General features: G+C 65.6%; 23 protein-coding genes and 1 pseudogene. 13 read left to right on the top strand and 11 right to left on the bottom strand.

Annotated elements, in window-relative coordinates:
• The first annotated feature begins 626 nt into the window (after positions 1-626).
• The 3 genes from EX20_RS23620 to EX20_RS23610 all read left to right on the top strand — a co-directional run bounded on the left by EX20_RS23620 (position 627) and on the right by EX20_RS23610 (position 3,729).
• Positions 627-1,010, top strand: a complete 384-nt coding sequence (locus tag EX20_RS23620) for a hypothetical protein (RefSeq protein ID WP_224056520.1) — start codon at positions 627-629, stop codon at positions 1,008-1,010.
• Between the two features lie 12 nt (positions 1,011-1,022).
• Complete coding sequence (locus tag EX20_RS23615; RefSeq protein ID WP_011881464.1) at positions 1,023-2,666, top strand: DUF2334 domain-containing protein; 1,644 nt, start codon at positions 1,023-1,025, stop codon at positions 2,664-2,666.
• A 103-nt stretch (positions 2,667-2,769) separates the two neighbouring features.
• A complete protein-coding gene (locus tag EX20_RS23610) occupies positions 2,770-3,729 on the top strand; it encodes an alpha-amylase family protein (RefSeq protein WP_034194936.1) in 960 nt (319 codons plus the stop codon).
• A gap of 363 nt (positions 3,730-4,092) precedes the next feature.
• Here the strand turns inward: EX20_RS23610 and EX20_RS23605 are convergent, their stop codons facing one another.
• From EX20_RS23605 to EX20_RS32610, 6 genes and pseudogenes are all read right to left on the bottom strand, one after another.
• Positions 4,093-4,920 carry a class I SAM-dependent methyltransferase gene (locus tag EX20_RS23605; RefSeq protein ID WP_034194935.1) on the bottom strand — a complete coding sequence of 276 codons (828 nt, stop codon included), beginning with the start codon at positions 4,918-4,920 and terminating at the stop codon, positions 4,093-4,095.
• A 362-nt stretch (positions 4,921-5,282) separates the two neighbouring features.
• Positions 5,283-5,516, bottom strand: a pseudogene (locus EX20_RS31325) (transglutaminase family protein); the annotation flags it as partial.
• 51 nt (positions 5,517-5,567) lie between these two features.
• A complete protein-coding gene (locus EX20_RS23600; protein WP_027792420.1) occupies positions 5,568-5,807 on the bottom strand; it encodes a hypothetical protein in 240 nt (79 codons plus the stop codon).
• A 319-nt stretch (positions 5,808-6,126) separates the two neighbouring features.
• Positions 6,127-6,465, bottom strand: coding sequence for a DMT family transporter (locus EX20_RS23595; protein ID WP_034194934.1), 339 nt, complete (start codon positions 6,463-6,465; stop codon positions 6,127-6,129).
• Positions 6,466-6,736: 271 nt separating this feature from the next.
• Entirely contained in the window at positions 6,737-7,222 is a 486-nt protein-coding gene (locus EX20_RS23590) for a DUF3761 domain-containing protein (RefSeq protein ID WP_034194933.1), read from the bottom strand.
• 61 nt (positions 7,223-7,283) lie between these two features.
• Positions 7,284-7,421, bottom strand: coding sequence for an HHHH-motif protein (locus EX20_RS32610; protein ID WP_014724546.1), 138 nt, complete (start codon positions 7,419-7,421; stop codon positions 7,284-7,286).
• 546 nt (positions 7,422-7,967) lie between these two features.
• Between EX20_RS32610 and hutC the strand changes: the two genes are divergently transcribed.
• On the top strand, positions 7,968-8,663 hold the full coding sequence (gene hutC, locus EX20_RS23585; protein ID WP_011881456.1) for a histidine utilization repressor: 696 nt from the start codon (positions 7,968-7,970) through the stop codon (positions 8,661-8,663).
• A gap of 210 nt (positions 8,664-8,873) precedes the next feature.
• The gene (locus EX20_RS23580) at positions 8,874-9,227 is read left to right on the top strand and encodes a hypothetical protein (RefSeq protein ID WP_011881455.1); all 354 of its coding nucleotides are present in this window, start codon (positions 8,874-8,876) and stop codon (positions 9,225-9,227) included.
• A 46-nt stretch (positions 9,228-9,273) separates the two neighbouring features.
• Here the strand turns inward: EX20_RS23580 and EX20_RS23575 are convergent, their stop codons facing one another.
• The 4 genes from EX20_RS23575 to EX20_RS23560 all read right to left on the bottom strand — a co-directional run bounded on the left by EX20_RS23575 (position 9,274) and on the right by EX20_RS23560 (position 13,394).
• Positions 9,274-10,077 carry an alpha/beta fold hydrolase gene (locus EX20_RS23575; protein WP_034194932.1) on the bottom strand — a complete coding sequence of 268 codons (804 nt, stop codon included), beginning with the start codon at positions 10,075-10,077 and terminating at the stop codon, positions 9,274-9,276.
• Between the two features lie 81 nt (positions 10,078-10,158).
• The gene (locus tag EX20_RS23570; RefSeq protein ID WP_011881453.1) at positions 10,159-11,076 is read right to left on the bottom strand and encodes a LysR family transcriptional regulator; all 918 of its coding nucleotides are present in this window, start codon (positions 11,074-11,076) and stop codon (positions 10,159-10,161) included.
• Between the two features lie 216 nt (positions 11,077-11,292).
• The gene (locus tag EX20_RS23565; RefSeq protein ID WP_011881452.1) at positions 11,293-11,538 is read right to left on the bottom strand and encodes a DUF3717 domain-containing protein; all 246 of its coding nucleotides are present in this window, start codon (positions 11,536-11,538) and stop codon (positions 11,293-11,295) included.
• A 320-nt stretch (positions 11,539-11,858) separates the two neighbouring features.
• Entirely contained in the window at positions 11,859-13,394 is a 1,536-nt protein-coding gene (locus EX20_RS23560; RefSeq protein WP_011881451.1) for an amino acid permease, read from the bottom strand.
• 518 nt (positions 13,395-13,912) lie between these two features.
• Here EX20_RS23560 and EX20_RS23555 point away from each other — a divergent pair.
• The 3 genes from EX20_RS23555 (at position 13,913) to argG (ending at position 18,321) form a co-directional block, all read left to right on the top strand.
• Positions 13,913-15,445, top strand: a complete 1,533-nt coding sequence (locus EX20_RS23555) for a GGDEF domain-containing protein (protein WP_034194931.1) — start codon at positions 13,913-13,915, stop codon at positions 15,443-15,445.
• Between the two features lie 138 nt (positions 15,446-15,583).
• The gene (locus EX20_RS23550; RefSeq protein ID WP_011881449.1) at positions 15,584-16,654 is read left to right on the top strand and encodes an FUSC family protein; all 1,071 of its coding nucleotides are present in this window, start codon (positions 15,584-15,586) and stop codon (positions 16,652-16,654) included.
• A gap of 329 nt (positions 16,655-16,983) precedes the next feature.
• Entirely contained in the window at positions 16,984-18,321 is a 1,338-nt protein-coding gene (gene argG, locus EX20_RS23545) for an argininosuccinate synthase (RefSeq protein ID WP_014724539.1), read from the top strand.
• A 269-nt stretch (positions 18,322-18,590) separates the two neighbouring features.
• Here argG and EX20_RS23540 read toward each other — a convergent pair whose 3' ends face one another.
• Positions 18,591-19,598, bottom strand: a complete 1,008-nt coding sequence (locus EX20_RS23540) for an iron-containing redox enzyme family protein (protein ID WP_014724538.1) — start codon at positions 19,596-19,598, stop codon at positions 18,591-18,593.
• Between the two features lie 346 nt (positions 19,599-19,944).
• Here EX20_RS23540 and EX20_RS29970 point away from each other — a divergent pair, with 346 nt between their 5' ends.
• From EX20_RS29970 to EX20_RS23520, 5 genes are all read left to right on the top strand, one after another.
• Positions 19,945-20,151 carry a hypothetical protein gene (locus EX20_RS29970; RefSeq protein ID WP_224019383.1) on the top strand — a complete coding sequence of 69 codons (207 nt, stop codon included), beginning with the start codon at positions 19,945-19,947 and terminating at the stop codon, positions 20,149-20,151.
• 144 nt (positions 20,152-20,295) lie between these two features.
• Positions 20,296-20,475 (top strand): hypothetical protein, encoded by a 180-nt coding sequence (locus EX20_RS23535; protein ID WP_034194930.1) that lies wholly within the window; start codon positions 20,296-20,298, stop codon positions 20,473-20,475.
• Positions 20,476-20,551: 76 nt separating this feature from the next.
• Positions 20,552-21,517, top strand: coding sequence for a heme oxygenase-like domain-containing protein (locus EX20_RS23530; RefSeq protein ID WP_014724535.1), 966 nt, complete (start codon positions 20,552-20,554; stop codon positions 21,515-21,517).
• Between the two features lie 10 nt (positions 21,518-21,527).
• A complete protein-coding gene (locus tag EX20_RS23525; protein WP_224056523.1) occupies positions 21,528-22,523 on the top strand; it encodes an iron-containing redox enzyme family protein in 996 nt (331 codons plus the stop codon).
• Between the two features lie 8 nt (positions 22,524-22,531).
• On the top strand, positions 22,532-24,019 hold the full coding sequence (locus EX20_RS23520) for a hypothetical protein (RefSeq protein WP_014724533.1): 1,488 nt from the start codon (positions 22,532-22,534) through the stop codon (positions 24,017-24,019).
• Positions 24,020-24,043 lie beyond the last annotated feature (24 nt).

The following is a 24,043-nucleotide window of genomic DNA, read 5'->3' as shown; positions in this document are numbered from 1 at the left end:
TTTCCGACGCTGATTCCAACGAGACGCCGCACACTGCTGCGGTCATGCCCACGCGAAACCGCCGGCGTCGGTCGCGTCGCACGGCCCCCCGTACACCGCCGTCCGCACGCACGACTCGTCAAGCAAGTCGTGCGCCATCGGCACGCAATCCTTGTCGCTCGCGGGGTGCCGGCATGCGCGGCAGGCGGCCGGCACCGCGAAGGCAGGCCAAATGTTTCAGCACTGAAACGTGCGGTCGCGCCGCGCGTGAAAGCTGTCCGACAGGTCGGCCGCGCAGCGACGCCGGCCACGACCGCGCGCGGCTCGGACGAACGGCGCGCACGTCGCGCTCGGCGGCATGATGGGCCGCCATTCGAACGGCCCGCCAGCCGGCCCGCGCGCGGCGGTGCGCAGCGCGCCGCGCGTGCGTCGCGCGACGTTCGCCGCGGCACTCGCGGTCGGGCCCCGCCTTGTGCCCGCGTTACGCGCGTGCAACGTTTATCGCTGCAATTCCGGCTTGCCGCGCGGCGCTGATGTCGGCGTCCCGGCACGGCGCGCGTTTGCGGTGGATGGTATGGATCTGGCTTGAAACACAGCCGACCGGTTTCATTTGCTTATCCGGTATCAGGCGCACAACAAATCACGACATGAAGTCCAGCTACGGATCGGGGGGGCTGGTCGTGCTCGTTTCCCGAACGAGGCGATCGCAATTTGCCTATCAAAGGATGAACACCATGCCTTCGCATCGAAACCACTCTTTCCGAACCGGGGTGAGCGCCGTCGGGCTGCTCGTTGCATTGACGTCCGCGCTCGTCGTGACGGGCCCGCTCCAGGCCGCAAACGCGCAGCAAGCCAGCAGCTCGTCCAGCGGCAAGGTGAAGCCACCGCCGTTGCCGAACGGCTCCGCGCACGTGCGCGTGAAGGCCGGCATGTCCGACGAGGATTGGGAAAAGGCCTACAAGGAGACCGGCCGCCCGCCGTTCAGCCCCAAATCCGTCAAGAAGGCTGGCGGCAACGTGGAACGCGAATAGGGAGAAACGGCCATGAAGAAGATCCTGATCGTCATCGCGCTGCTGGCCGGCTTCGTGCAAATCGCGACGCCCGGCACGGCCCACGCGCAGACCACCACTGCCCGCACGCTCGTGCTCTACGACAACCCGGCCAACGACCCGTATTCGAAGCTCGGACTGATGTACAGCATCATGTTGCGCAATCTGCTCGGCCACTTCAATACGACCGTGGACCTGGTTCCGATCCAGAACTACACGTCGGGCATGGTCGGCAATCACGACGTGACGTTCTACATCGGCGATTACTACAACAACCCGATTCCGACCGCGTTCATGAGCGACGTGATGACCGCCACGAAGACGGTCGTCTGGTTCAAGTACAACTTGTGGCAGCTCGCATGGAACACGGCGTACACGTTCAACCAGACCTTCGGGTTCAGTTTTCAGGGGCTGGCCGGGCTGAACGCGACGCCTTCGTCGAGCAATCCGAACCCCGGCTTCTACGACACGATCACCTACAAGAACCTGCCGATGGTGAAGTACTACGCGTACAACGCGTCGACCGGCGCCGTCAGCGCGGACCCGGACGTCGGCCTGACGCAGGTGGTCGATGCGACCAAGGCGCAGGTGCTCGTCACGATGAAGAACAGCCAGAGCGGCGCAACCGCGCCGTACGTGATGCGCTCGGGCCGCCTCTGGTACTTCGCCGACGTTCCGTTCTCCTACATCGGGCCGACGGATCGCTACCTCGTGATCTGCGACATGCTGCACGACATCCTGCAGACCAACGCACCGGTGAATCATCGTGCGCTCGTGCGTCTCGAGGACCTCGACGCCTTTACGACGACGAGTTCGATGAAGCAGCTCACCGACTACCTGTACTCGAAGAGGATCAAGTTCACGATGGCGACCATTCCGCTGTATACCGACCCGAACGGTTATTACAACGGCGGCGTGCCACAGACCATCCATCTCGCGCAGGCAACGGGGCTCAAGAATGCGCTGAACTACGCAATCCCGCGCGGCGGCTCGATCGTGATGCATGGCTACACGCACCAGTACGACTCGACGCCGAATCTGCTGACTGCCGTCAGCGGCAGCGACTACGAGTTTTGGTACGCGGTGCAGAACCGGCCGGTCGACGAGGACTCGGTGCAATGGGCGGAGGACAGAATGACGAACGGGCTGCTCGAGTTCACGGCCAACGGCTACAAGATCGTCGGCTGGGCTGCGCCGCAGTATCAGGTGTCGCCCAAGGCGGCGGCGGCGACGGCCGCGACGTTCCCGACCACGTTCCAGCGGGCCGTCTACTACACGGCGACCAATCCACAGCTCGGCACCGGCGCAGCCAACCAGGACTTTTCGGCCGGGCAGTTCTTCCCGTACATCATCAACTCCGATTACTACGGACAGCGGATCATTCCGGAGAACCTGGGCAGCATCCAGTACAACATTTGCAGTATCGACCAGTTCTCGTGCATCACGTACACGTGGCAGCAGCTCGTGACCAATGCACAGTACGGGCTGGCCGTGCGCGACGGCTTCGCGTCGTTCTTCTTCCATCCGTACTGGCTCGAACCCGACCTCCGGCTGCCTGCATTGCAGGATTTCCAGAGTCTCGTGACCGGCATCACGAACCTCGGTTATACCTGGGTGGACGGCACGACGGCCAAGTGACGCGGCTGGCCGCAAGCGCGCGATCCGCAATGACGATGCGGATCGCGCGTGTGCTTCGGATGGGCTACGATGATGCGCGGGAGGGCTTATCTGGAGGCAAGCGATGACCATCTATGCCATCCGCGCGTTGCGCAGGTTGCGGCAGCGTATCGGCCGGCTCCGGCAGGCCGCCGGGCCGCGCCGGCGCGTGCGCGTGGCGCATGCGACGCCGTTCGCGGCCGTTGCCGCGTCGCTGGCGATGACCGCTTGCAGCTGGACGGCGCACGACGTGCACGCCGACGGCATCGTCTGGCAGCTCGACAACGCGACGATCAATCCGGCCGGCAACTGGCAGCAGCTCGGCGTGCATGAGCTGTTGATCCAGTGGAGTGCCGTCGACGATACCGCGTATCTCGCCGGCACCGGCATGCGCACGGCCGCGCATCTTCCCGACTGGCAACGCATCGGCCGCGAGCCGTGGGCCCGCAACGTGATCCTCGGCCTGGCCGGCTACCAGGACGAACGGCGTGCGCGCACGCAGCTGTCGGCACTTGCCGATCAGGCGGTCGCGGTCGCACGCGCGCCGGTTCCGCTGCATGTCACCGGCTATTACTTCCCCGTCGAAATCGATCCGACCTGGCAGGACGCGCCGAAGCTCGCGGCGATCCTGAACCGGTTGCCGCGACCGCTGTGGGTGAGCGTGTACGACCAGAGCAACATCGGCGGGAAGGCGCTGGCCGACTGGCTCGTCACGTGGCTGCCCGCGGATGTCGGTGTGTTGTTTCAGGACGGTTGCGGCGTGTATGCGCGCGAACCGTATGTCGCGCGTACGTACGTCGATGACTTGGCCGCGCGGCTGGGCAAGCGACGCGTGCGGCTGATCGCGGAGGCGTTCCGACCCGCGGAGCGTGGTGGGTTTCGCGCGGCCACTGCGGATGAGCTGGCCGCGCAATTGGCTGTTTATCGCGGGTATTCGGTGTATTTGTTCGACGGCCCGCATTATGTGTCGGATGCGCTTACGCGGGAGCTCGCGGGCCGCAAGGGGCGGCCGCGAGCGGTCGCGGCGGGCGGGGTTGGGCAGTGAGGGGTGACTAGCGTGCCGGTGAGTCGGTGTCGTGTATCGCGTATCCCGTATCGCGCATCGCGCATTGCGCATTGCGCATTGCGCATTGCGCATTGCGCATTGCGGCGCGTCGCGTCGCGTCGCGAAACGGCGAAAAGTAACCTTCGTGGAGTTCCGTGGATGTGGGCTTCCGACACGGTGCGGCCTGTCAGATTTGCCTCTAACGGCCATTCAGCGTCAGGCGTGGCGCAGATCGCATTCGCGTCTGGTCGGATGCAGCCGGTTACCCCTGCAACGTGCGACCGTCGCAGATCAGCCCAGGCTGAGAGCATCTACAAGCGACCTCAGTGCTACCTGAGCCGTCCTTCGAACTCGCCGCTAACGCTAGGCAGCAGTGGCCTGAACCAGACGCAGGCCCCATCCAGTTTGCAACGTACCGTCGTCGCTTTGCATGGGCGCGAACGCCGACAACAGTTCACTTATGAACTGCGCGCGCGCCGCTTCCGACATCCTGTCGGCATCGTAGGTGTCCAGCATGTCCAACCACAGCTGCTCGGGTGTAGGCGTCCAGTCGATGTCGATGTCTTCAAAAGCCACATCAACAAAATCGCGTTTTAGCAGTTCTTGCCAACCGGCTTCACTGCGCGTGCGCGCGTCGCCGAGTCGCAACTCGGTGAGCCGAGCCTTCGCGATTGGCTTGAAGATGTCCCAAAAGACTTCGCCGACCTTGCCGGTCAAAAAGCTCCGCCCCACGATAGCGGAAAAACTGCCGCCGTCACGTAATACCCGGCGAATCTCTCGGACCACTTGTTCGATATCGTCCATCAGCATGAGAGCCATGTGCGACAGCACGTAGTCTACTGAACCGCTATCGAGCGACATTTCTTGTGCGCGCTCGTTGAGCAATCGTATTTCGTGCGGCAATATTCCCCGAGCCACGCTCAACTCGCCATCGCTCATGTCTATGCCAATCAGCTTCGTGGCTGCATGCCCCCTGTCGTTCAGAATTTGCAGCAATGGCCCATCGCCACATGCCAGGTCGAGGACAGTCCGCGACATCGCTTCATTCGGCACACGATTCGCCAGTGCGTGATAGGAGGAAGGGTATGCCGCCTGCGCAGATCGGGCAGGTCGATTACCATAGGCTCGACGCGTTGCTCCTGCCCGGCGCCGATGAAAATCTCTCAAATATATTTCTGCGTGCGAGGTCATTCTTGCGCCATCCGATTGTTCGCGAGTTGGGGCAGTTGTGACGCTGGAGGCTGAACCCCCAGCGGATTGTCGACGAACCACACCGCGATGTCGAACGTATCAAAATGGCCGAATGCGGTCGGCAGACGCGTTGCAACGTGCGATGGTCTCGGATTGACCCACAACGGGCATTCAACCTTCTCCAAAGCGGCCGCTGGGGGGGACCTCAATGCTTTGACCAGTCTTAGGACGTTGCGCCACGAACGCTCAGCTCTGCGCAATTCACCGTTCGATTCGAACGGCGACGTTGCCACGCGACGCATCCTATCCGTACATTTCCGCGCCGGCTCAGCGTCGGCAGGATCGTGGCTCGGTCCTGCCTGGTCGCAGTGCACCTTGAAGTGCGTTAGCACGGCGGCCCCGAATGCATTGCTGATCGTGACATCCGCGGCATCGCGCCCGTATGCCGTCAAAACACGTCCATTACGCGGCGCGTTGTTTCGCGGATCGAAGGTCGGCCAGCTACCGCCCACATAGGCTTCGAAGCACCCCGCGAAATCCATCGGCGCCGCAACGGGCGGCAAGCCCACATCGCTGATATAGCCAGTGTAATAGCGCCGTCCCCTATGCGATCACTGAGAGTATTGCATCGGGAAATAAACATGGAATCAGTCGACGGGACCGAGTAACACGTCGATAGCAGCTTGGCCGGCGATTTCGGCTACCAGATAGGCCCATCGCTCAGTAAAAGGGCCGTTGCGCAACGAGATGCGGCCTCCCCGCGCGCCGAGCACTTCGAGGTTTGTGGCGCCTTTAATCTGAAAGGTCACGTCAAAGGTGTCCTCATCAGCAGCCGGAGTCAATTCGACCTGAATCTCGAAGCCGCGGTACGCGATCGTTCGTTGCATGAAAGCCTCCCTTTCGTCTTCGGAGACTAGCATGAGTCAGCATCGGACGGCCTACGCAACTATTCGGTTAGGTAGTCATGCATGCGCCACCACGTGAAATTCAAAATTCTACGTACCGGAGCGTTCAGGACCGCAACTACCAATTTGGTGAATGCGCCCCGATTGTCAGCGATCTAGGCGCTGTGTCGATCGACCGTTCTTGGCCGTACTGCGCCCCACACCCGAGCGCGGCAACCGGCCCGGACACTGGCGTTCATGCACGACGCATAACCCGTCCCTGCGCAGTCATCCAGCGTTCTCCGAAGCGTCCGTGGGCGGGCTATGCGCCGTTGCTGCTGAAGTTCAGCAAAACGATGCCGGATATCGCAGCGATCAATCCAATCGCCTTAACGACGTTCATCGACTCTCCAAACCAGACGAAACCTATCACTACCGTCAGCACGGCGCTGCTTCCAGCCCAGGCTGCGTATGCCAAACTCATTTCGATTCTCTTCGTCGCGACGGCCATCAGAATGACAGCTGCCACGTAGAACGTCACGGTCAGTACTGACGGAAGCAGGCGAGTAAAGCCAACGGAGAGATTGAGGGCTGCAGTGCCGAGTGATTCAGCGGCGACGCTCGCAGCAAGAATGAGCCATGCGGCTTGGGTGGGGGACATGAACGTACCTCGCCAGCCCAACGTTTATACCGAACGTTAGAGCAAGCGTAAGAGGTAGCGGTACCCCGAGACTGAAAATATCCTCCCAAAACGAGGAACGGTTGTCAACGATGCTCAACGTGTCATCGTCGGACGCTTCATGGCTCCGGACTCAACCCGAGGCTGCCCCCGACGATCCGCAACGAAACAAAAAAGCCCCGCCACAACGGCGGGGCACGACGCCCAACGGCGCGTCGACGGACTCGGCGCGAAACCTACCCGCGCCATCGCATTACGAGCAGGCCTTGCCGTGCGACGGGTGGAAGCCCTTCGCCTTCGCATCGGCTTCCGACATGTAGCTGCCGTGCTTGGTCTTGCCGTAATACTTGTCGGTCGAGCAGTGATAGACCTTCGTGCTGTCGTTGGCCCATACCTTGCCCGCGCCGCCGCCCGGCGCGGCTGCGGCGGCTACGGCCGACGCGCTTTTCACCGGCGCGGCGCCGGATGCAGCACCGCCCGACGCAGCCGTCGCGGGCAGTGCAGCCGATGCGCCGGCCGATGCGTTGCCCGCAGCAGCAGCCGACGCGCCATACCAGGCCTTCACGCCTTTGTGTCCTGCGCACGCGCCCTTCTTCGACGCGCCCGCATAGAACGAGCCGTCCTTGCACAGGCCGGTCGTGCCAGCCGGCGCGCTGGCCGGCGCCTGCACCTGTGCGAACGCAGCGGCCGACAGGCCGAAGCCGGCAGCAAGCGCGGCGATCAACATCGTCCTTTTCATCGTCCTCTCCTGATTGCCTGTATCGCGACATCGTCCCGGCCGTAGCCGGGCAAAGCCATGCTCAGCGCACCCAGCGGCACACGCGATGGTGGTGATGATCGAAATGGCACACGCGGTGCGAATGCGCTTCGGCGAGGGCCGGCACGAGCACGGCACATGCGAGTGCGCCGGCCGTCAAAATCTTCACGATGCGGTTCATGGAACGCTCCCGGATAGGTCAGCCGCCGATTCGGCTGATACCGGCTTAACGCCCGCCGACCCTACGCGGTGTACCGGTCAGGATGGAATTGACGATGTTTGACACCCACACATAACGACAACACGAAGCGAACGATCGACGCGACATATGCTTTCGATGGCGCACTCGTCCGCCATTCGACTGTCGCCACCCTGCGGCGACGAAGCGGAGCGTCGACCAATCCTTTGCGTGCGCACCGGCCGCGATGCAGGCAAGGGCGATACCGAGCGCGCGTTTCTTCATGGCGTTCCTGTCAGAGGCGTAACCCTGCATTTGTCTATACTTTTGCAGCCGCAACGCGCGCCGATGCGGTGGTTGCCGCCGGTGCAGCCGGTCGCGAGCACATCGCGTGGACGCCGGACTTACCCGAAGCACCGGCCCGCAAGCGGGCCGGCGCGGCATCGAACCCGGTACACTCCGCCCGGGCACCGGATGAACCCGGGACGAACCGCGGATGACCGCCGGCACGCGACGGCACGCGGCCGCCGTCTCTCGAACAGCAATGCCATGACCACACCGATCTATCAGGAAATCAAGGACTTCATCCTCGCGCGCATTCATTCGGGCGAGTGGGCGGAAGGCGACCAGGTGCCGTCGGAGAACGAGCTTGCGCGCGAATTCAACGTCGCGCGCATGACGGTCAACCGCGCGCTGCGCGAGCTGACGGCCGAGCAGGTGCTCACGCGCACACGCGGCTCCGGCACCTATGTCGCATCGCCGAAATACGAGTCGACGCTGGTCGCGATCCGCAGCATCTCGGACGAAGTCGCCGCGCGCGGCCATGCGTACCACGCGCAGGTGCTCGAAGTCGGCGCCGCCGTCGCCGATGCAGCGCTCGCCGATGAATTGCAGCTCGACACCGGCAGCCCGATTTTCCATTCGCGCGTGCTGCACTTCGAGAACGACACACCCGTGCAACTGGAAGAACGCTGGGTCAATCCGGCCTGCGCGCCCGAATACGCATTGCAGGACTTCACGGCGACGACGCCGAACCAGTACCTGACGCGCGTCGCGCCGCTGCAGCGGGTCGAATACCGGATCGAGGCCGCGCTGCCCGATGCGCAGACACGCCGCCATCTGACGATGGACGAACGCGAACCGTGCCTGCTGCTGCATCGGCGCACGTGGTCGCAGGGGATGGTCGCGTCGGTCGCGAATCTGTGGCATCCCGGCAGCCGCTATCGGTTCACCGGGCATTTCTGAGCACGCACGCGACCTCGCCGCGCGCTGCCCCGTTTGCGCACTGCACAACAGGTTTGTTACGACGAACGCCGTCAGCGCATGCCAAATTTCCCGTGCAGCAGTATGCTGACGTCGTACGGCCGCGCACGCAGCATCGGGACATCCGTTTGGCCCGCACCTCGCCGCGCCGCCGTCGCGACCGCAATCATGCATTGCAAGGAGGGCTTCGTGATGGCTACCACGCATCAGCACTTCCACCTCGAGCTGCGGCACGCCACAGCGCCGACTTACTTCATCAGCTATCTGTTTCCCGCGCTGCTGTTCGCCTACGAGCTGTTGCGCGTCGGGCAGTGGATCCGCGATCACGGGATGCAATTCGGCGCGTTCAAGCAGATGGGTTACGAGTATCTGCTGATGCTGTTGTTCGTCGGGCTGCAGATCGTCGTCGAGGCGATCTTCCTGCTCGGCGCCGCGATGCGCCGCGACCATCGCGATTTCGAGCATCGGGTGCCGAACGTGGTGCTCGGGATCGGCTGCTCGATCGCGCTGCTCGCGATCGATCTCGCGATCCAGCTGGCGTTCTGAGCGTCGGCGGGCGCGGCCCGCCGCGTGCGTCTCAACGAACGCGCGCTTACGCGTGCGCGTCGTGCAGCAACGTCGCGACGGCCGCGAGCACGTCGGCGGGACGCTCGCGGTGCGGGACGTGCCCGCATCCGTCGAGCAACAGCCACGACGACGGCCCCGCGACACGCGCGGCGATCCGCTTCGGATGCGCATCCGAGCCGTACTCGTCCTGCGCGCCGTGAATCGCAAGCGTCGCGCAGCGCACGTGCGGCAGTTCGTCGTCGAGCGTCCAGTCGCGGAACGCGGGCGACAGCCACGTGTCGACCCAGGCACGCAGCACCCACTCGGCCTTGTCGCCGTGATACCGGGCGAGGCGGTCGAGCTGCCCCGGCACGTCGAATTGCCGGGCGGCGTCGCGAATGCCGTCCAGCGTGCGACCTTCCACGAATGCCTGCGCGGCGACCGTGATCAGCGCCCGGCAGCGTCGCGCATGCGCGGCCGCGCACGCAACCGCCATCCCGCCGCCCACGCTGTGCCCGAGCGCGACGAACGGGTCGACGCCGAACCCTTCCAGTACCGCGGCGAAGTCGTGCTCGGCCTCATCGCGCACGAACGTCGCGGCGAGTTGTCCTGGGTGACGGTCCGAACGGCCGAAGCCGAGCCGGTCGTATGCAATCACGTCGCGCGCAGCGGCACGCGCGAGCTGCGCGGGGAAGTCGCGCCAAAGCTCGACACAGCCGAGCGAATCGTGCAGCAGCACGATCGGTGCGGCGCACGCCTGCCCGGCTGGCTGCGCGCCGCGCCAGCGCTTAGCAAAGAGACGCCCGTACGGCGTCTCGATCCAGCTTTCGTCGATTACGATGTCGGTCATGGGTGCACGTGTGGGTGGTCAGTCGTCTGCATGATGGCGGCCGCACGCGCGGCGTCAAGCAAGCCGCCGGCGGCGGCGCGCTCATTCGGGCTGCGGATGCAGATACTCGATCTGCGATTCGTCGTAGAGCCGGTAGATCAGCGCCTGTATCGCGCGGATGTCCTCCGATTCGTCGAGCATCCGCATGCTCATGATGATCGGCGACACTAGGTTCGGATCGTCGAGCGGCTTGTAGCTGATGTCGTCGCGCTTGAGCCCGTACACGCTGTGCGGCACGACGGACACGCCCTCGCCCATCGCGACGAGGCCCAGCGCGATCTGCAGTTCGCGCGTCTCGTAGATGCGCCGCGGCTGCAGCGCGCGGTCGTGGAACGCCGCGAGCACCTGGTCCGCATAGCTCGGTCGCGGCGCCTTCGGGAAGATGATCAGCGTGTCGTTCACGAGGTCGTGCAGCGACAGCACGGGCTTAGCGCCGTCGAGCGCATGACCGACCGGCAGCGCGACGATCATCCGCTCCTCGCGCAGCACGACGCGCCGCACGCTCGGATCTTCGTGGCGAATCCGCCCGAACCCGACGTCGATGCGCCCTTCCTTCAGCGCCTTGATCTGATCCATCGTCGACATTTCGTGCAGGCTCAGCTCGACGGCCGGATACTCGCTGCGAAAACGCCGGATGATTTTCGGCAGCATCCCGTACAGCGTCGAGCCGACGAAGCCGACCGACATGCTGCGCTCGATCTTGCCGACGCGCTTGGTCATCGATTCGAGTTCGGCCGTCTGCGCGAGCAGCTGCACCGCGTGCGAATAGAAGAAGCGCCCGGCGTCGGTCAGCTTCAGCGGCCGCGCATTGCGCTCGAACAGCGACACGCCGAGCGCCTCCTCGAGCTGCTGGATCTGCCGGCTCAGCGGCGGCTGCGCGATATGCAGCCGCTCGGCCGCGCGCGTGAAATTCCGCTCCTCGGCCACCGCGACGAAGTAGCGCAGATGTCTCAACTCCATGTTCGATTCCTCCCGGACGCGCGACGGGCACGCGCGCGGCACCGTGCGCAGATGCCCGCGCTCGTCACGCCGTGAGCGCCCGCTCGCGATGCCGTCACGATACCTCAGCCGGCGCGGGCAATGGGCGCCGCCGCACAAAGCAAAACGGGAAGCCGCGCGGCTTCCCGTTCCATCACCGACACCGCGCCGCGACAGCGCAGCAGCGCGGTGGCCGCGTCATGCCTCGGTCGCGTACAGCGCATCGCGCTGCGCGTCGCTCAGCGAATCGAGCGGCACGTCGGGCAACCGGTAGCAGATCATCGTGCCGTACAGCTCGGCGAGGCAGTTGCTGCCCGCGTCGAGCACGTAGCCGTCTTCGCCGTCCGGTGCCGGCGGATACACTTCGCGCCACGCATTGATCGCGGCTTCGATTCGCACGATGGAAACAGGTCCGGCCTTCCGCTCGGCGGGTGATGCGCTCATGGATTCCTCTGGGTTGCGCGTTCCGCCGGCCGTGCAGGCCGCGGCGGAACGATGAAAACGGCGGGCGCGGCCGGCCGCCGCCCGAGGCGCGCGCCGGATGCCGATCCGCGCGGCGCGCATCGCGCCGGCCGGGACGAGAGCCCGGTAGGGTCGGGAAATATAACCGGCTTTGACCCCCCGCAGCGGAAAGCCGACAAAAAAAAGGAAGGACGTGCGGCTTCCCGTTTTCATCGCGAATCGCGAATCGCGGATCGCACACGGCACGGCCGCACCGGCGTCACGGCGTCACGGTGCCGCGGCCGGCGAAGGCGACGGCGAAATCAGCCGGCCGTCTCGCGGTTCTCGACGCGCGGCGCAGCGCCGCCGCGGTTCGCGGCGATCCACGGCGCGATTTCCATGTCCTCGTAGCGCACGAAGCGGCTCCGGTTCATGAGCCGGTAGCCGAGCCAGACGACGACGAACAGCGGGATGCCGACATAGGTGGCGGCCACGCCCGCCCAGTCGATGCGGTTCGCGAGAAACGCCTGATAGTCCTGCCCGAGCGCGATCACCATGCACAGCACGAACGCGAACAGCGGGCCGAACGGGAACCACTTCGACTGGTACGGCAGCTGATCGATGCTGTAGCCCTGCGTCACGTAACCCTTGCGGAACCGGTAATGGCTGATCGCGATCCCGAGCCACGCGATGAAGCCCGTCATGCCCGACGTGTTCAGCAGCCACAGGTAGACGGTCTTGTCGCCGTACAGCGACGTGAAGAAGCACAGCGCGCCGACGGCGGTGGTCGCGTACAGCGCGTTGCGCGGCACGCCGCCCGGCGACAGCTTCGCGAACAGCTTCGGCGCGCGGCCTTCGGTCGCGAGGTTGTAGAGCATGCGCGTCGACGCATACATCCCCGAGTTGCCGGCCGACAGCACGGCCGTCAGGATCACCGCGTTCATCACGCCGGCCGCGAAAGCGAGGCCCGCATGACGGAACACGAGCGTAAACGGACTCACGCCGATGTCGGTCACGTCGCTCTTCAGCAGGTTCGGGTCGGTGTACGGAATCAGCACGCCGATCACGAAGATCGCCAGCACGTAGAACAGCAGGATGCGCCAGAACACCTGGCGGACCGCACGCGGGATCGTCGTGCGCGGATGCTCCGATTCGCCGGCCGCGACGCCGATCAGCTCGGTGCCCTGGAACGAGAAGCCCGCGATCATCGCGACGCCCATCAGCGCCGGCAAGCCGCCGGCGAACGGCGCATCGCCGATCGTCAGGTTGCCCCAGCCGTTGGCCGGCGCGCCCTTCAGAATGCCGAAGATCATCAGCAGGCCGACGCCGATGAACGCGAGCACCGTGACGACCTTGATCAGCGCGAACCAGTATTCGGCCTCGCCAAAGCCGCGCACCGTCAGCGCGTTGAGCAGGAACATCACCGCAAGGAACGCGGCGCTCCACCACACGCCCGGCACGTCCGGGAACCAGTAGTGCATCACGAGCTGCGCGGCGACGAGTTCGACCGCGATCGTCACCGCCCAGTTGTACCAGTAGTTCCAGCCGAGCGCGAAGCCGAAACCTTCATCGACGTATTTCGCGCCGTAGGTCGCGAACGAGCCCGACACCGGCATGAACGCGGCCATTTCGCCGAGGCTCGTCATCAGGAAGTAGACCATCAGGCCGATCAGCATGTACGCGACCATCGCGCCGCCGGGGCCGGCCTGCGAGATCGACGCGCCGGACGCGACGAACAGGCCCGTGCCGATCGAGCCGCCGATGGCGATCATCGTCAGATGGCGCGCCTTGAGCGCGCGATGAAGCGTGGGAGGGTTCGCGGGCGAACCGGGTGGGTCGGAATTCGGGATTGCAGACATAAACGAGACGAACGTTGAGCGAGCCGGCATCCAGGGCCGGCGCATGCGGAATCGGGACGCGGTGTGCCGCCTGCGATACGGCCCCGATATGCGTTGCACGCCGCGCGGCTGCGGCGAAGCGCGGATTCTACCCGATTCGCCCGCGACGACCCGGCCGCGGAACGCGCGGCGATGCCGGCGCGGCGGCGCAGTCAACGTTTTGCACGCGGCGTGGCGGGCAATCCGCGGACGTGGTACGCCCCTATTTCACGATGGCGAAAATACTGGCTGAAAACGACATTTTGCCGCGGACATTCACAATAATCAGACGAAATAACCGATACTGAAAATTGATTTGAATCAACGTCATTCATACGACCAGGGTAATGATGCGTAACCGTTTTCAAATCGACAGTTGAGATGCATGTTTTGCCTCGCGCGGCGAGAATTCCGATTTCGCGAGATAATGCGATTCACTCCGAAATAATCAACGTGCGCAATCGTCGACGACGAAATGCCCGCACCCCCACCCCTCCAGGATGAAGCTACGCCCGCTGCTTGTCGCATTGCGCCGCTATACCCCGTCGGTCGTGTCCCGCATTCTGTCGCCCCGGGGCGTACTGGTCGCAGGTATCGCGCTACTGGTATTCAGCTGGGGATTGTCGGCATCGCTTTTGATCGAGGCACGTCGCGACGCATACGACCACGCGGTCGAAAATGCGCGCAACCTGCTGCTTCTGATCGAGCGCGATATTTCGCGCAATATCGAATTGTATGATCTATCGCTGCAAAACGTCGTGGACGGGCTCGCCGATCCCGAATTGGCAGCATTGCCGGCCACCCAGCGTCATCGGATGCTGTTCGACCGCGCGGCAAACGGCGCGTATCTCGGCGCCATTTTCGTGATGGATACGCGCGGCAATATCGTGATCGATTCGGGCGTCTCGCCGCCGCGGCAAGGCAATTTTTCCGATCGCGATTATTTCACCGTCCATCGCGACGGGCTCGCGCAGGGGCTTTACATCAGCCGCCCGTATGCGTCGCGGCTGCGCAGCGGCGCGCTGACGATCGCACTGAGCCGCCGGATCACGTTGCCCGACGGGTCGTTCGGCGGGATCGTCGTCGGCACGCTCAGCGTCGATTATTTCCGCGCGCTGCTCGACGGTCTCGCGGTCGGCACGCACGGCAGCGCGGCGATCATCGAGGACAACGGCGCGCTCGTGTCGCGCCTGCCGTACGACGCGCGCATGGTGGGGCTGAACCTGCGCGACGCGCAGCTGTTCATCGAAGCGCGACGCAACCGCGAAGGCGCGATCGTCGGCGTCGGCGTGATCGACGACGTGCGGCGCATCTATGTGTACAAGCACCTCGCGAACCTGCCGCTGACCGTCGACGTCGCGCCCGCCGAGACCGACATCTATGCGTCGTGGCGGCACCGCACGATCTGGACGGCCGTGCTGATGGGCCTGTTCACCGCGTTCATCGCGGGCGGCTCGCTCGCGCTGTCGCGCGAGCTCAAGCGCCGGCAGATCGCCGAGTCGAAGCTGTACCGGCTCGCGCACACCGATTCGCTGACCGGCGTCGAGAATCGCGGCACCTTCGACACGGTGCTCACGAAGGAAGCCCAGCGCGCGTCGCGCAGCGGGCGCCCGCTGTCGGTGCTGTTCGTCGACGTCGATCACTTCAAGGCCTTCAACGATCATTACGGCCACCTCGCCGGCGACGACGTGCTGCGTCGCGTCGCGCAAACCGCGTCGCGCTGCCTGCGCCGCAACAGCGACCACGTCGCGCGCTACGGCGGCGAGGAATTCGTCGTCACGCTGCCCGACACCGATGCGCGCGGTGCGGCGACCGTCGCCGACGCGATCCGGCGCTCCATCGCCGCGCTCGACATCGCGCACGAGCGCAGCCCGTACGGGCACCTGACGGTGAGCATCGGCGTCGCGACCGCCGTCGGCGGCCGCGTGAGCGCAGCGACGCTGCTGCGGCTGGCCGACGAAGCGCTGTACCGCGCGAAGTCGGGCGGTCGCAATCGCGTGTCGGACGCCGAGACGAGCGCGGCCGACGCGTGACGCCGCGGCCGGCCGCCGTGCCGCGCCACGTCCCCGTGGACAGGCCGGCCGCGTTCGGCTAGCGTAACGCCAGCTGCGCGAGCGGCCCGCGCCGGCCCGCGCAGGCCGGTCCGCCTTTCCGGCCCTCCTCGCTTCGTCATGACCGCCCCGCTTCCCGCCCCACTTCCGTCGCTCCTGCGCCAAGCGCTCCGTCCACTGCTCGACCCGTACCGCCGCTACCGGCATGCGAAACTCATCCACGCGGCACGCGTCGCGCTCGCGGTGCTCGTGTCGATCGCATTGTCCACGGGGCTGCAAGTGCCGCACGGCGAATGGTCGACGATCACCGTGCTGATCGTCGTCGGCGGGCTGCAGCACCACGGCAACATCCGCAAGAAGGCAGCCGAGCGCGCGCTCGGCACGTCGATCGGCGCGCTCGCCGGGCTCGGCCTGATCGTGCTCCATTCGATGCTGCATGCGCCGGTCGCGATCTACCTGCTGATGGCGCTCGCTTGCGGCGTCTGCGCCTACCACGCGATCGGCAAGGCCGGCTACATCGCGCTGCTGTCGGCGATCACGCTGGTGATCGTCGCGGGGCACGGCGACAACGAGATCGCCGACGGCCTGTGGCGCGCAGTGAACGTCCTGGCCGGCATCGCGATCGCGCTGGCGTTCTCGTTCGCGCTGCCGCTCTATGCGACCTACTCGTGGCGCTACAAGCTCGCCGACGCGCTGCGCGCGTGCGCGGCCGTCCATGCGCGGATCGCCGGCGACCGCCACGTGAGCGACGACGCGCATCTGAAGGAAATGGCCGCGCTCAGCGCGCTGCTGGTGCAGTTGCGTTCGCTGATGCCGTCGGTGTCGAAGGAACGCGATATCCCGGTCGCGCAGCTCGAGGCGATCCAGCGCGGCCTGCGGCTCTGCATCGGCTACCTTGAGATCCTGTCGAGCGCCGTGCCGGCCGGCGACGACCGCGCCGTCCACGAGTACATGCTGCGCGACATGAAGCCGGTGAACCGGCGCATCCGCGACACGCTGATCGGCGCGAGCCGCGCGCTCAAGTTCGGCAGGCCGAGCCGGCTCGTGCCGCGCCGCCGCCCGGTGGACGGCGCTCACGACGCACCGCCGCCGCAGCTGTCGGGCTACGTGTCGATCAGCGCGAAGCTGGCCGGCGAAGTGGACGTGTTGCGCGAGAAACTGCTCGATACCGCCCAGGCGTGGAATATTTGAGCGTCGGCGGGCCGTACTTCGACTTCGGCACGACACCTTTCACATTGCTTTCGATGCGCTGCGCGGGCAAGCGGCCGGCTTCGGTCGTTTTTGCCGGTCGGTGCCGTTAGACGGGGCCAGGCGTGCTCGCGCCTTCCAGTCGGCTCCGACCGTCATGCGCGGGCGCGTCGCGGCGGATTTTCCGGGCGGTCGAACGGGCGCGGGGCCTGTCGCGGCAGGGCTGACGATGCATTGGCGCGAAAATCAGGTCTTGCCCCAACTTCCCGGACAGCCGATACTCGCGTATTCCGCGAAATACGATCCACCGGCTTCAATCCACGGTAATTCCTATGAGCACGATTCTCGAAAGCCTCCCGACCGGCCAGAAGGTCGGTATCGCCTTCTCCGGCGGCCTGGACACCAGCGCCGCGCTGCACTGGATGAAACTGAAGGGCGCCGTCCCGTACGCATACACGGCGAACCTCGGCCAGCCCGACGAAGACGATTACGATGCGATCCCGAAGCGCGCGATCGAATACGGCGCAGCCGGCGCCCGTCTGATCGACTGCCGCGCCCAGCTCGTCGCCGAAGGCATCGCGGCGCTGCAAAGCGGCGCGTTCCACATCACGACGGCCGGCGTCACCTACTTCAACACGACGCCGATCGGCCGCGCGGTCACGGGCACGATGCTGGTCGCCGCGATGAAGGAAGACGGCGTCAACATCTGGGGCGACGGCAGCACGTACAAGGGCAACGACATCGAGCGTTTCTACCGCTACGGCCTGCTCGTCAACCCCGATCTGAAGATCTACAAGCCGTGGCTCGACCAGACGTTCATCGACGAGCTCGGCGGCCGCGCCGAAATGTCCGAGTTCATGAACCAGGCGGGCTTCGCGTACAAGATGTCGGCCGAGAAGGCGTATTCGACCGACTCGAACCTGCTCGGCGCGACGCACGAAGCGAAGGATCTGGAAAGCCTCGAGAGCGGCATCAAGATCGTCAACCCGATCATGGGCGTCGCGTTCTGGCGCGACGACGTGAAGATCGCCGCCGAAGAAGTGACGGTGCGCTTCGAAGCCGGCCAGCCGGTTGCGCTGAACGGCGTCGAGTTCAAGGATCAGGTCGAGCTGCTGCTGGAAGCGAACCGCATCGGCGGCCGCCACGGGCTCGGCATGAGCGACCAGATCGAGAACCGGATCATCGAGGCGAAGAGCCGCGGCATCTACGAGGCTCCGGGGCTCGCGCTGCTGTACATCGCGTACGAGCGTCTCGTCACCGGCATCCACAACGAAGACACGATCGAGCAGTACCGCGAGAACGGCCGCCGTCTCGGCCGCCTGCTGTATCAAGGCCGCTGGTTCGACCCGCAGGCGATCATGCTGCGCGAAACCGCGCAACGCTGGGTCGCGCGCGCGATCACCGGCGAAGTGAAGATCGAACTGCGCCGCGGCAACGACTACTCGATCCTGAGCACGAAGTCGCCGAACCTCACGTATCAGCCGGAACGCCTGTCGATGGAGAAGGTTGCGTCGACGTTCTCGCCGCGCGACCGGATCGGCCAGCTGACGATGCGCAACCTCGACATCACCGATACGCGCGACAAACTGCGCGTTTATGCGCAAGTCGGTCTGCTGACGCCGGGTGAATCGTCGGCGCTGCCGCAGATCAAGAGCGACAGCGGCGAGTAAGCCGGTCGTTGTTGTGGGCTGCCGGGCGGCGGGAAGCCGGCCGGCAGCTTGTGGTTTCCTTCTTCCCTTTCTTCCCCTTCATTGGCGTCCGTTGCAGACGCTGTCCCATCGGCCGGCAACGCGATCGCTTTCCTGCGCCGCCCGCTTCAGTCGTTTCGGCTCGGACGCGGCAACTGTGCGGTCGTGCCGATCAGCCCGAACCCGGCCGCTGCGCCGCCGAGATTGAAGACCTCGACACCGTCGCAGGCTCATCGCCTGCACCCCCCGCCTCATAGCGAGAAGAAATCGACCTTGAGCCGCGGCACGTAGTTCGACATGTCGGTGTAGTACTGGATCACCTGGTCATGAAACTGATCGAACGCGTGCTTCACGTCGTGCATGTGGTTGATCGCGACGTGCGCGGCGTCGGCCGACACGTCGGTTGTGTGCGCAAGCGCCTGCTCCAGCAGGCCCGCATGGCCCGCGCCGACGTCGATGCGCATATGGCGCATCAGGCCGTCGAACACGTCCGCATCGAGCACGGCGGCGCGCGCGATCTCGCGCCACGCGCCGCGCGCGCCGGCCTCGTCCTCGGGGCTCGCCTCGATCAGTTTCAGGCAGCACAGGTAACCGAGCGACGACGCGCGGCCGACCTCGCACAGCATGTTCACGAGCGACAGCGTGCCGATCACCGGATGCGCGTCGCGGATCTGCTCGCGCGGAATGCCCAGCTTCTCGACCGACGCAGCGATCAGCCTGTGATGCGCGTACTCGTCGGCCAGGTAGCCGCACAGCAGCTCGGCCGTCGCCTGGTCGCGGCAATGCGCGATCGCAGCGCCGACGTGACGCGGCGCGAGCCGGACGAAGTGGTAGGTCTCGAGCAGCAGCCCGGCGATCAGGTCGCGGCTTGCCTCGCCCCGCTCGAGCATGCCGAACAACCGGTGATAGCCGATCTGCGCGCGCCACATCCGCGTGCTGCGCTCGACCCGCTCGAGAAAATCCGCCACGGCGATCGTGGCGGCCGGCTGTTCGCGGCGCAGCAGGCCCAGTTCGTCCAGTTGCCCGACGATCGTCCGCACGCTGCCGATCGACACGTCCGAACGCTGCGCGATGTCATCGAGCGTATGTCGCCCGTCCAGGTAGCGCTTCATGCGCAGGAACGCGTCGCGGCTGCCCTGCACCTGCTCGAGCTCGAAACGCTCGTCGCCTACGATCATCGCCAGCCGCTCGCCGGCCAGCGCCACGAGCGTGCAATGCCGCAGCCTCGGCCGCACGCAGATTTCCGTCATCTCGCCCATGTCTTCGTCTCCGGTTGTTCGACCATCGTCCGATGCATTTTTCGAAACGATCGACGCATGCGCTGATTAAGAGAAAATAATCGCACGGGCGATTAAATCAATCTTGTATTGCGCAAACGTTGTACTAGATTATCTCCATGATTCCGCCAATTCAAGAAATCAGCGGACGTTTAAAATAAAGTTAGTTTTTACAAGAATATAAATAGGGGCCCCTTCCTTGGAATCATCCCAACCCATTTGAAGATCGGAGATGCCGCCGCTCCGGTGCCGCCTGGCCGCGGCACGGCTGCGTGCCGCGCTAATGGCGGCGGGGCGCTTGCGCCCGTTCTCATCGTCGGAGGTTGCTATGAGTGAACCGCTTACTGTCATCGTGCCACGAGGCACCAAGGTCGCCGTCAAGGAAGTCGACGCTTTGCAGACGGTCGACCCGCGCGCCGGCGCCGATCGTCACGCGCTGATCGTCGGCGGGGCCGATCTCAAGATTGCGATTGCAAAACATGCGGACGGTCAGCCGCTTTCGGCACGGGCCGCGTTCATGACCATGTGCGGATGAATATCAGTTAAGGAATCGTCCGCACGACGGATGAAAAGGAATATATCCGATATTCACATTGCATTCCGGATTTCACTGTAAATCATCCAGCCCGATTATTCGAATCAGGCCGGAGCTCCTTTAATTTTCAAAACGGTGATCGATATGGCAAATACCCATCAGCCCACGGTTCATGAAGTGAAGAACGCCGAACCGGCCAAGAACGTGTTCGACGGCCACAAGGTGGATCTCTACATCAATACGGGCACGCTCGGCGGCAAGCACTACCTTGTCACCGTCAACAAGCCCGATGGCACGCCGACGCTGATCGCGATCCACCTGTAATCGCCGCGGCACCGGTTCAGCCAGTTGCGGGGCGAGCCGCGCGCCCGCCCCGTGCGCCCACTTCGGGAGTCTCATCATGGAACAGATCGAATCGCCCGCATCCCGTCCGCGGCTGGTGACGCCGGTGACGCTGGGGCACGTCGACGCGCTGCCCGACGGCCCGCACGCCGCCGCCGCGCTGGCCCGCACGCTCGACCAGTTCGACGGCCGCCGCGATCTCGACGAGATCGCGCGCGACGAGCCCGCGTTGCCGCGCGCGCTGCTCGACGAGCTGGTCGGCACGCTGGACGAGGCCGGCCTGATCGACGACGACGCGCCGGTCGCGAGTCGCGCGGGCGCGGAAGTGATCCTCGAGATCGAGGATCTCGTCGAGCAGTACTGCGAGGAGACGCTCTACCGCAACCCGTTCTGGCGCGCATGCCTCGACACACGCTCGCCGGGCGACCTGCCCGAGCGGCTCGCGATCGGCATGGTGATCGAGAACTGGCACTTCCTGTTCCGCGAAAGCTATTTCGATGCGCCCGTGCTGTCCTACGTGCCGAGCACGCCGGTGCGACTGACGCTCAACCGCTTCTTCTCCGAAGAGTACGGACACGACGAGATCCTGCTGCGCGCGCTGAACTTCGCGGGGCTGAGCCGCGCCGACATGCTCGATGCGATCCCGCTGCCCGAGACGATGGGGCTGTGCAATGCGCTCGCGTACTGGTCGCACAGCGATCCGCTGTTCTTCTTCACGACGCTCGGCTTGCTCGAAGGCCAGGGCATGCAGCACGACAGCTTCATCCAGGCGTGCGAGCGCGCGCAACTGCCCGACGGGCTCGTCGGCCCGCTCAAGACGCACGCAACCATCAACCTCAACGCGGCGCACGGCAGCCTGACACGCGCGATCTTTCACGACGTGCCGGTGCTCGATGCCGCCACCGTCGCACGCATGAAGGCCCAGTTGCGGCTGTTCGTCGAGCTCTACGACGACTTCTACACGGCCGTCTGGCACTACTACACATCCGACGCGCCGCTGCTGCGGCGCGTGTCCGACCTGTGAGGCAACCACCATGGACAGCTCGCTCGCAGCTCCCGCGATGCCGAAATTCCGCGGCATCGTGACCTCGCAGCTCACGGATAGCGGCGCCGTGCTGAGCGCCGGCGGCCGGCAATGCGCGTTCCGCTTCGCGCCCGACGAGGCGACCGACGTCGCGCGCCTGATCGGCGATTTGCACGCGGGCGGCATGACGCCCGAGGAACTGGCCGCGCGCTCGCCCCGCATCGCCGACAAGATCCCGCCGCTGCTCGCCGATTTCAACGTGCTGCGCCTGCTGATCGAATCCGATCCGCGCCGCGCCGCGGTGGCGACCAGCGGCGCGCAGCTCTACCGCGACATCCGCCGCATCGCGGAGCGCACCGCCGCGCGCAGCGCACGCTCGGCATTCCTGCGCGCGCTGGTCGAACAACGCGCGACGCGCCGCCAGCTGATCGGCTATACGCTCGAGTATTACTGGATCGTGCGCGCGGCGCCGGGGCTGATCGGGCCCGCGCTCGGCTGGGCCGCCAGTCCCGCGGAGCGCACGCTGCTGCAGGACTTCCTGAAATCGGAGCTCGGCCACGACCGGTTTCTCGAGGCGTCGCTGAAGGCCGTGGGGCTCGCCGAGGCGCAGATCGAGCAGCACCAGCCGCTGCCCGCGACGTTCTCGCTCGCGGCCGCGCTCGGCGTGCACGCGCGCCAGCATCCGCTGTCGTTCAAGGCGAGCCTGTTTCTGTTCGAGCGCGCGCAGCCTGCATTCATCGACGCGTTCGACGCGCGCTGCGTCGCGCTCGGCATGCCCGAGGCGTTCTACCGGCCGCTGCGCGCACACGCGGACCTGAACGACACGTACCGGCACGAGGACATCTCGCGGCAGTTGATGGCGCTCGACACCGCGATCGATCCCGAAGCCTGCACGGTCACGAAACGCAACGTCTCGCTGATGGTCGAGACGCTGGTGCGCCAGGAGGACACCATCCTCGCCTACTACGCCGACGACAGCGCGCCGCTGCCGCGCATCTTCCACTGAGGGTCGCCATGGAACTCTGGACATTTCAGCGTTATCAGTCGCCGCGCCTCGTCGTCGACGCGATCCACCACGAGCCCGGCTCGGCGCTCGTCAGCATGCGCGCGGGCGCGCACGAATACCGGCTGGCGTTCGACGCCAGCGACGCCGCGGACCAGATCGCCGCGCAACTCCACAGCCTGACCGACACGGCGTCGCCGCTGTGGTGGACGCTGCGCGAAAGCGAACCCGACTCTGGCTGGCACGCGCTCGGCACGTTTCTCGACACGCATTCGCTGATCGGCGAGGCCGACGACACGGCCGCCGATGCGCTTGCCGCGCAGGCCGCGCGGATCGACTCGTGCATCGCGCAGACGGTCGCGGCCAGCCTCGCCACGCTCGACGCCGCGCGGCGCGACGCGGTCGCGCGCGATGCCGCGACGCTCCGACTGCACCTCGATCGACCCGCCTCCGCGCGCACGCTGTTCGACGCGCACGACGATCCGTTCGACGCGCAGGTCGAACCCAACTTCCATCTCGCGCTGCTGCGCATCGAGTTCGAATACTTCCGCCGCGCCGCGCCGCTCACGCTGGCAGCCGTCGCGCTGATGCTCGATGCGTTCTCCGGCGCGCCGCGCGCCAGCGCCGCGGACGACGCGCGGTTCGACACGGCCGGGCTGTACGACGAGCACGACCTGATGTCGCATCTGTGGCTCGTCGCGTCGAGCCTCGTCGCCGCGAGCGGTGAAGACGCGCAGCGGCTGCCGTGCGCGGACGTGCCGGCCGTGTCGCTGTCGAACGGGCTCGAGTTCATGCGACAGACCGAGCTGATCACGCGCGAAACGCTGAACCTCTGGGGCGAGAATCCGTACGTGAGCGCGGTGGACGCGCTGAACGGCGGCTATTCGCCGCTCGTCGCCGGCCCGTTCATCGAGCAGTACCACGTGACGCGGCGCTTCGTGGAAATCATCGCGCCGCTGCTGAGCATGCGGCTCAGCATTCCGCTGCGCACGATGATGTTCCGCTACTACGGCGAGGAATACGGCCACGAGGCGCTCGAAAGCACGACCTGCGAAGCGCTCGGCGTCGCACCGCGCATGCTCGCGCAGATCGTGCCGCTGCCGCTGCACTTCGCGTTCGTCGACGCGCTCACGCTCCTCGCCGATGTCGACCCGGTGTCGTCGTTCGCCGCGATCATGGTCGTCGAGGGCATCTTCGGCGAGCCGCCGAAGATGTCGCTGCGCCTGATGGCGGCGGTCAAGGACAACGACGCGTTCCACAGCGTGTCCGGCGACCACGAGGAACTGAACGAATCGCTGAACCACAACAGCATCTCGCGCGACACGTTCGAGCAGATCGCCGCGATCGATCCCGTGCGCCAGACGATCGCGATGCGCCGCATCCTGTTCCTGCTCGAACTGAACCACCGCGCGTGGAGCGGCATCGCCGGCTTTTACGGCGCGCAGCCGACGCTCGCGCTGCACGGCCCGTACGGCCGCCTGCTCGACCCACGCGGCTGACGGCGCCGCGCCAGCTCACACGCA

Source organism: Burkholderia sp. WP42, from assembly GCF_000745665.1.
Classification (GTDB): Bacteria; Pseudomonadota; Gammaproteobacteria; order Burkholderiales; family Burkholderiaceae; genus Burkholderia; species Burkholderia vietnamiensis.
The sequence above is the reverse complement of the archived record's forward strand: the minus strand, read 5'-3'. Positions and strand labels throughout refer to the sequence as shown.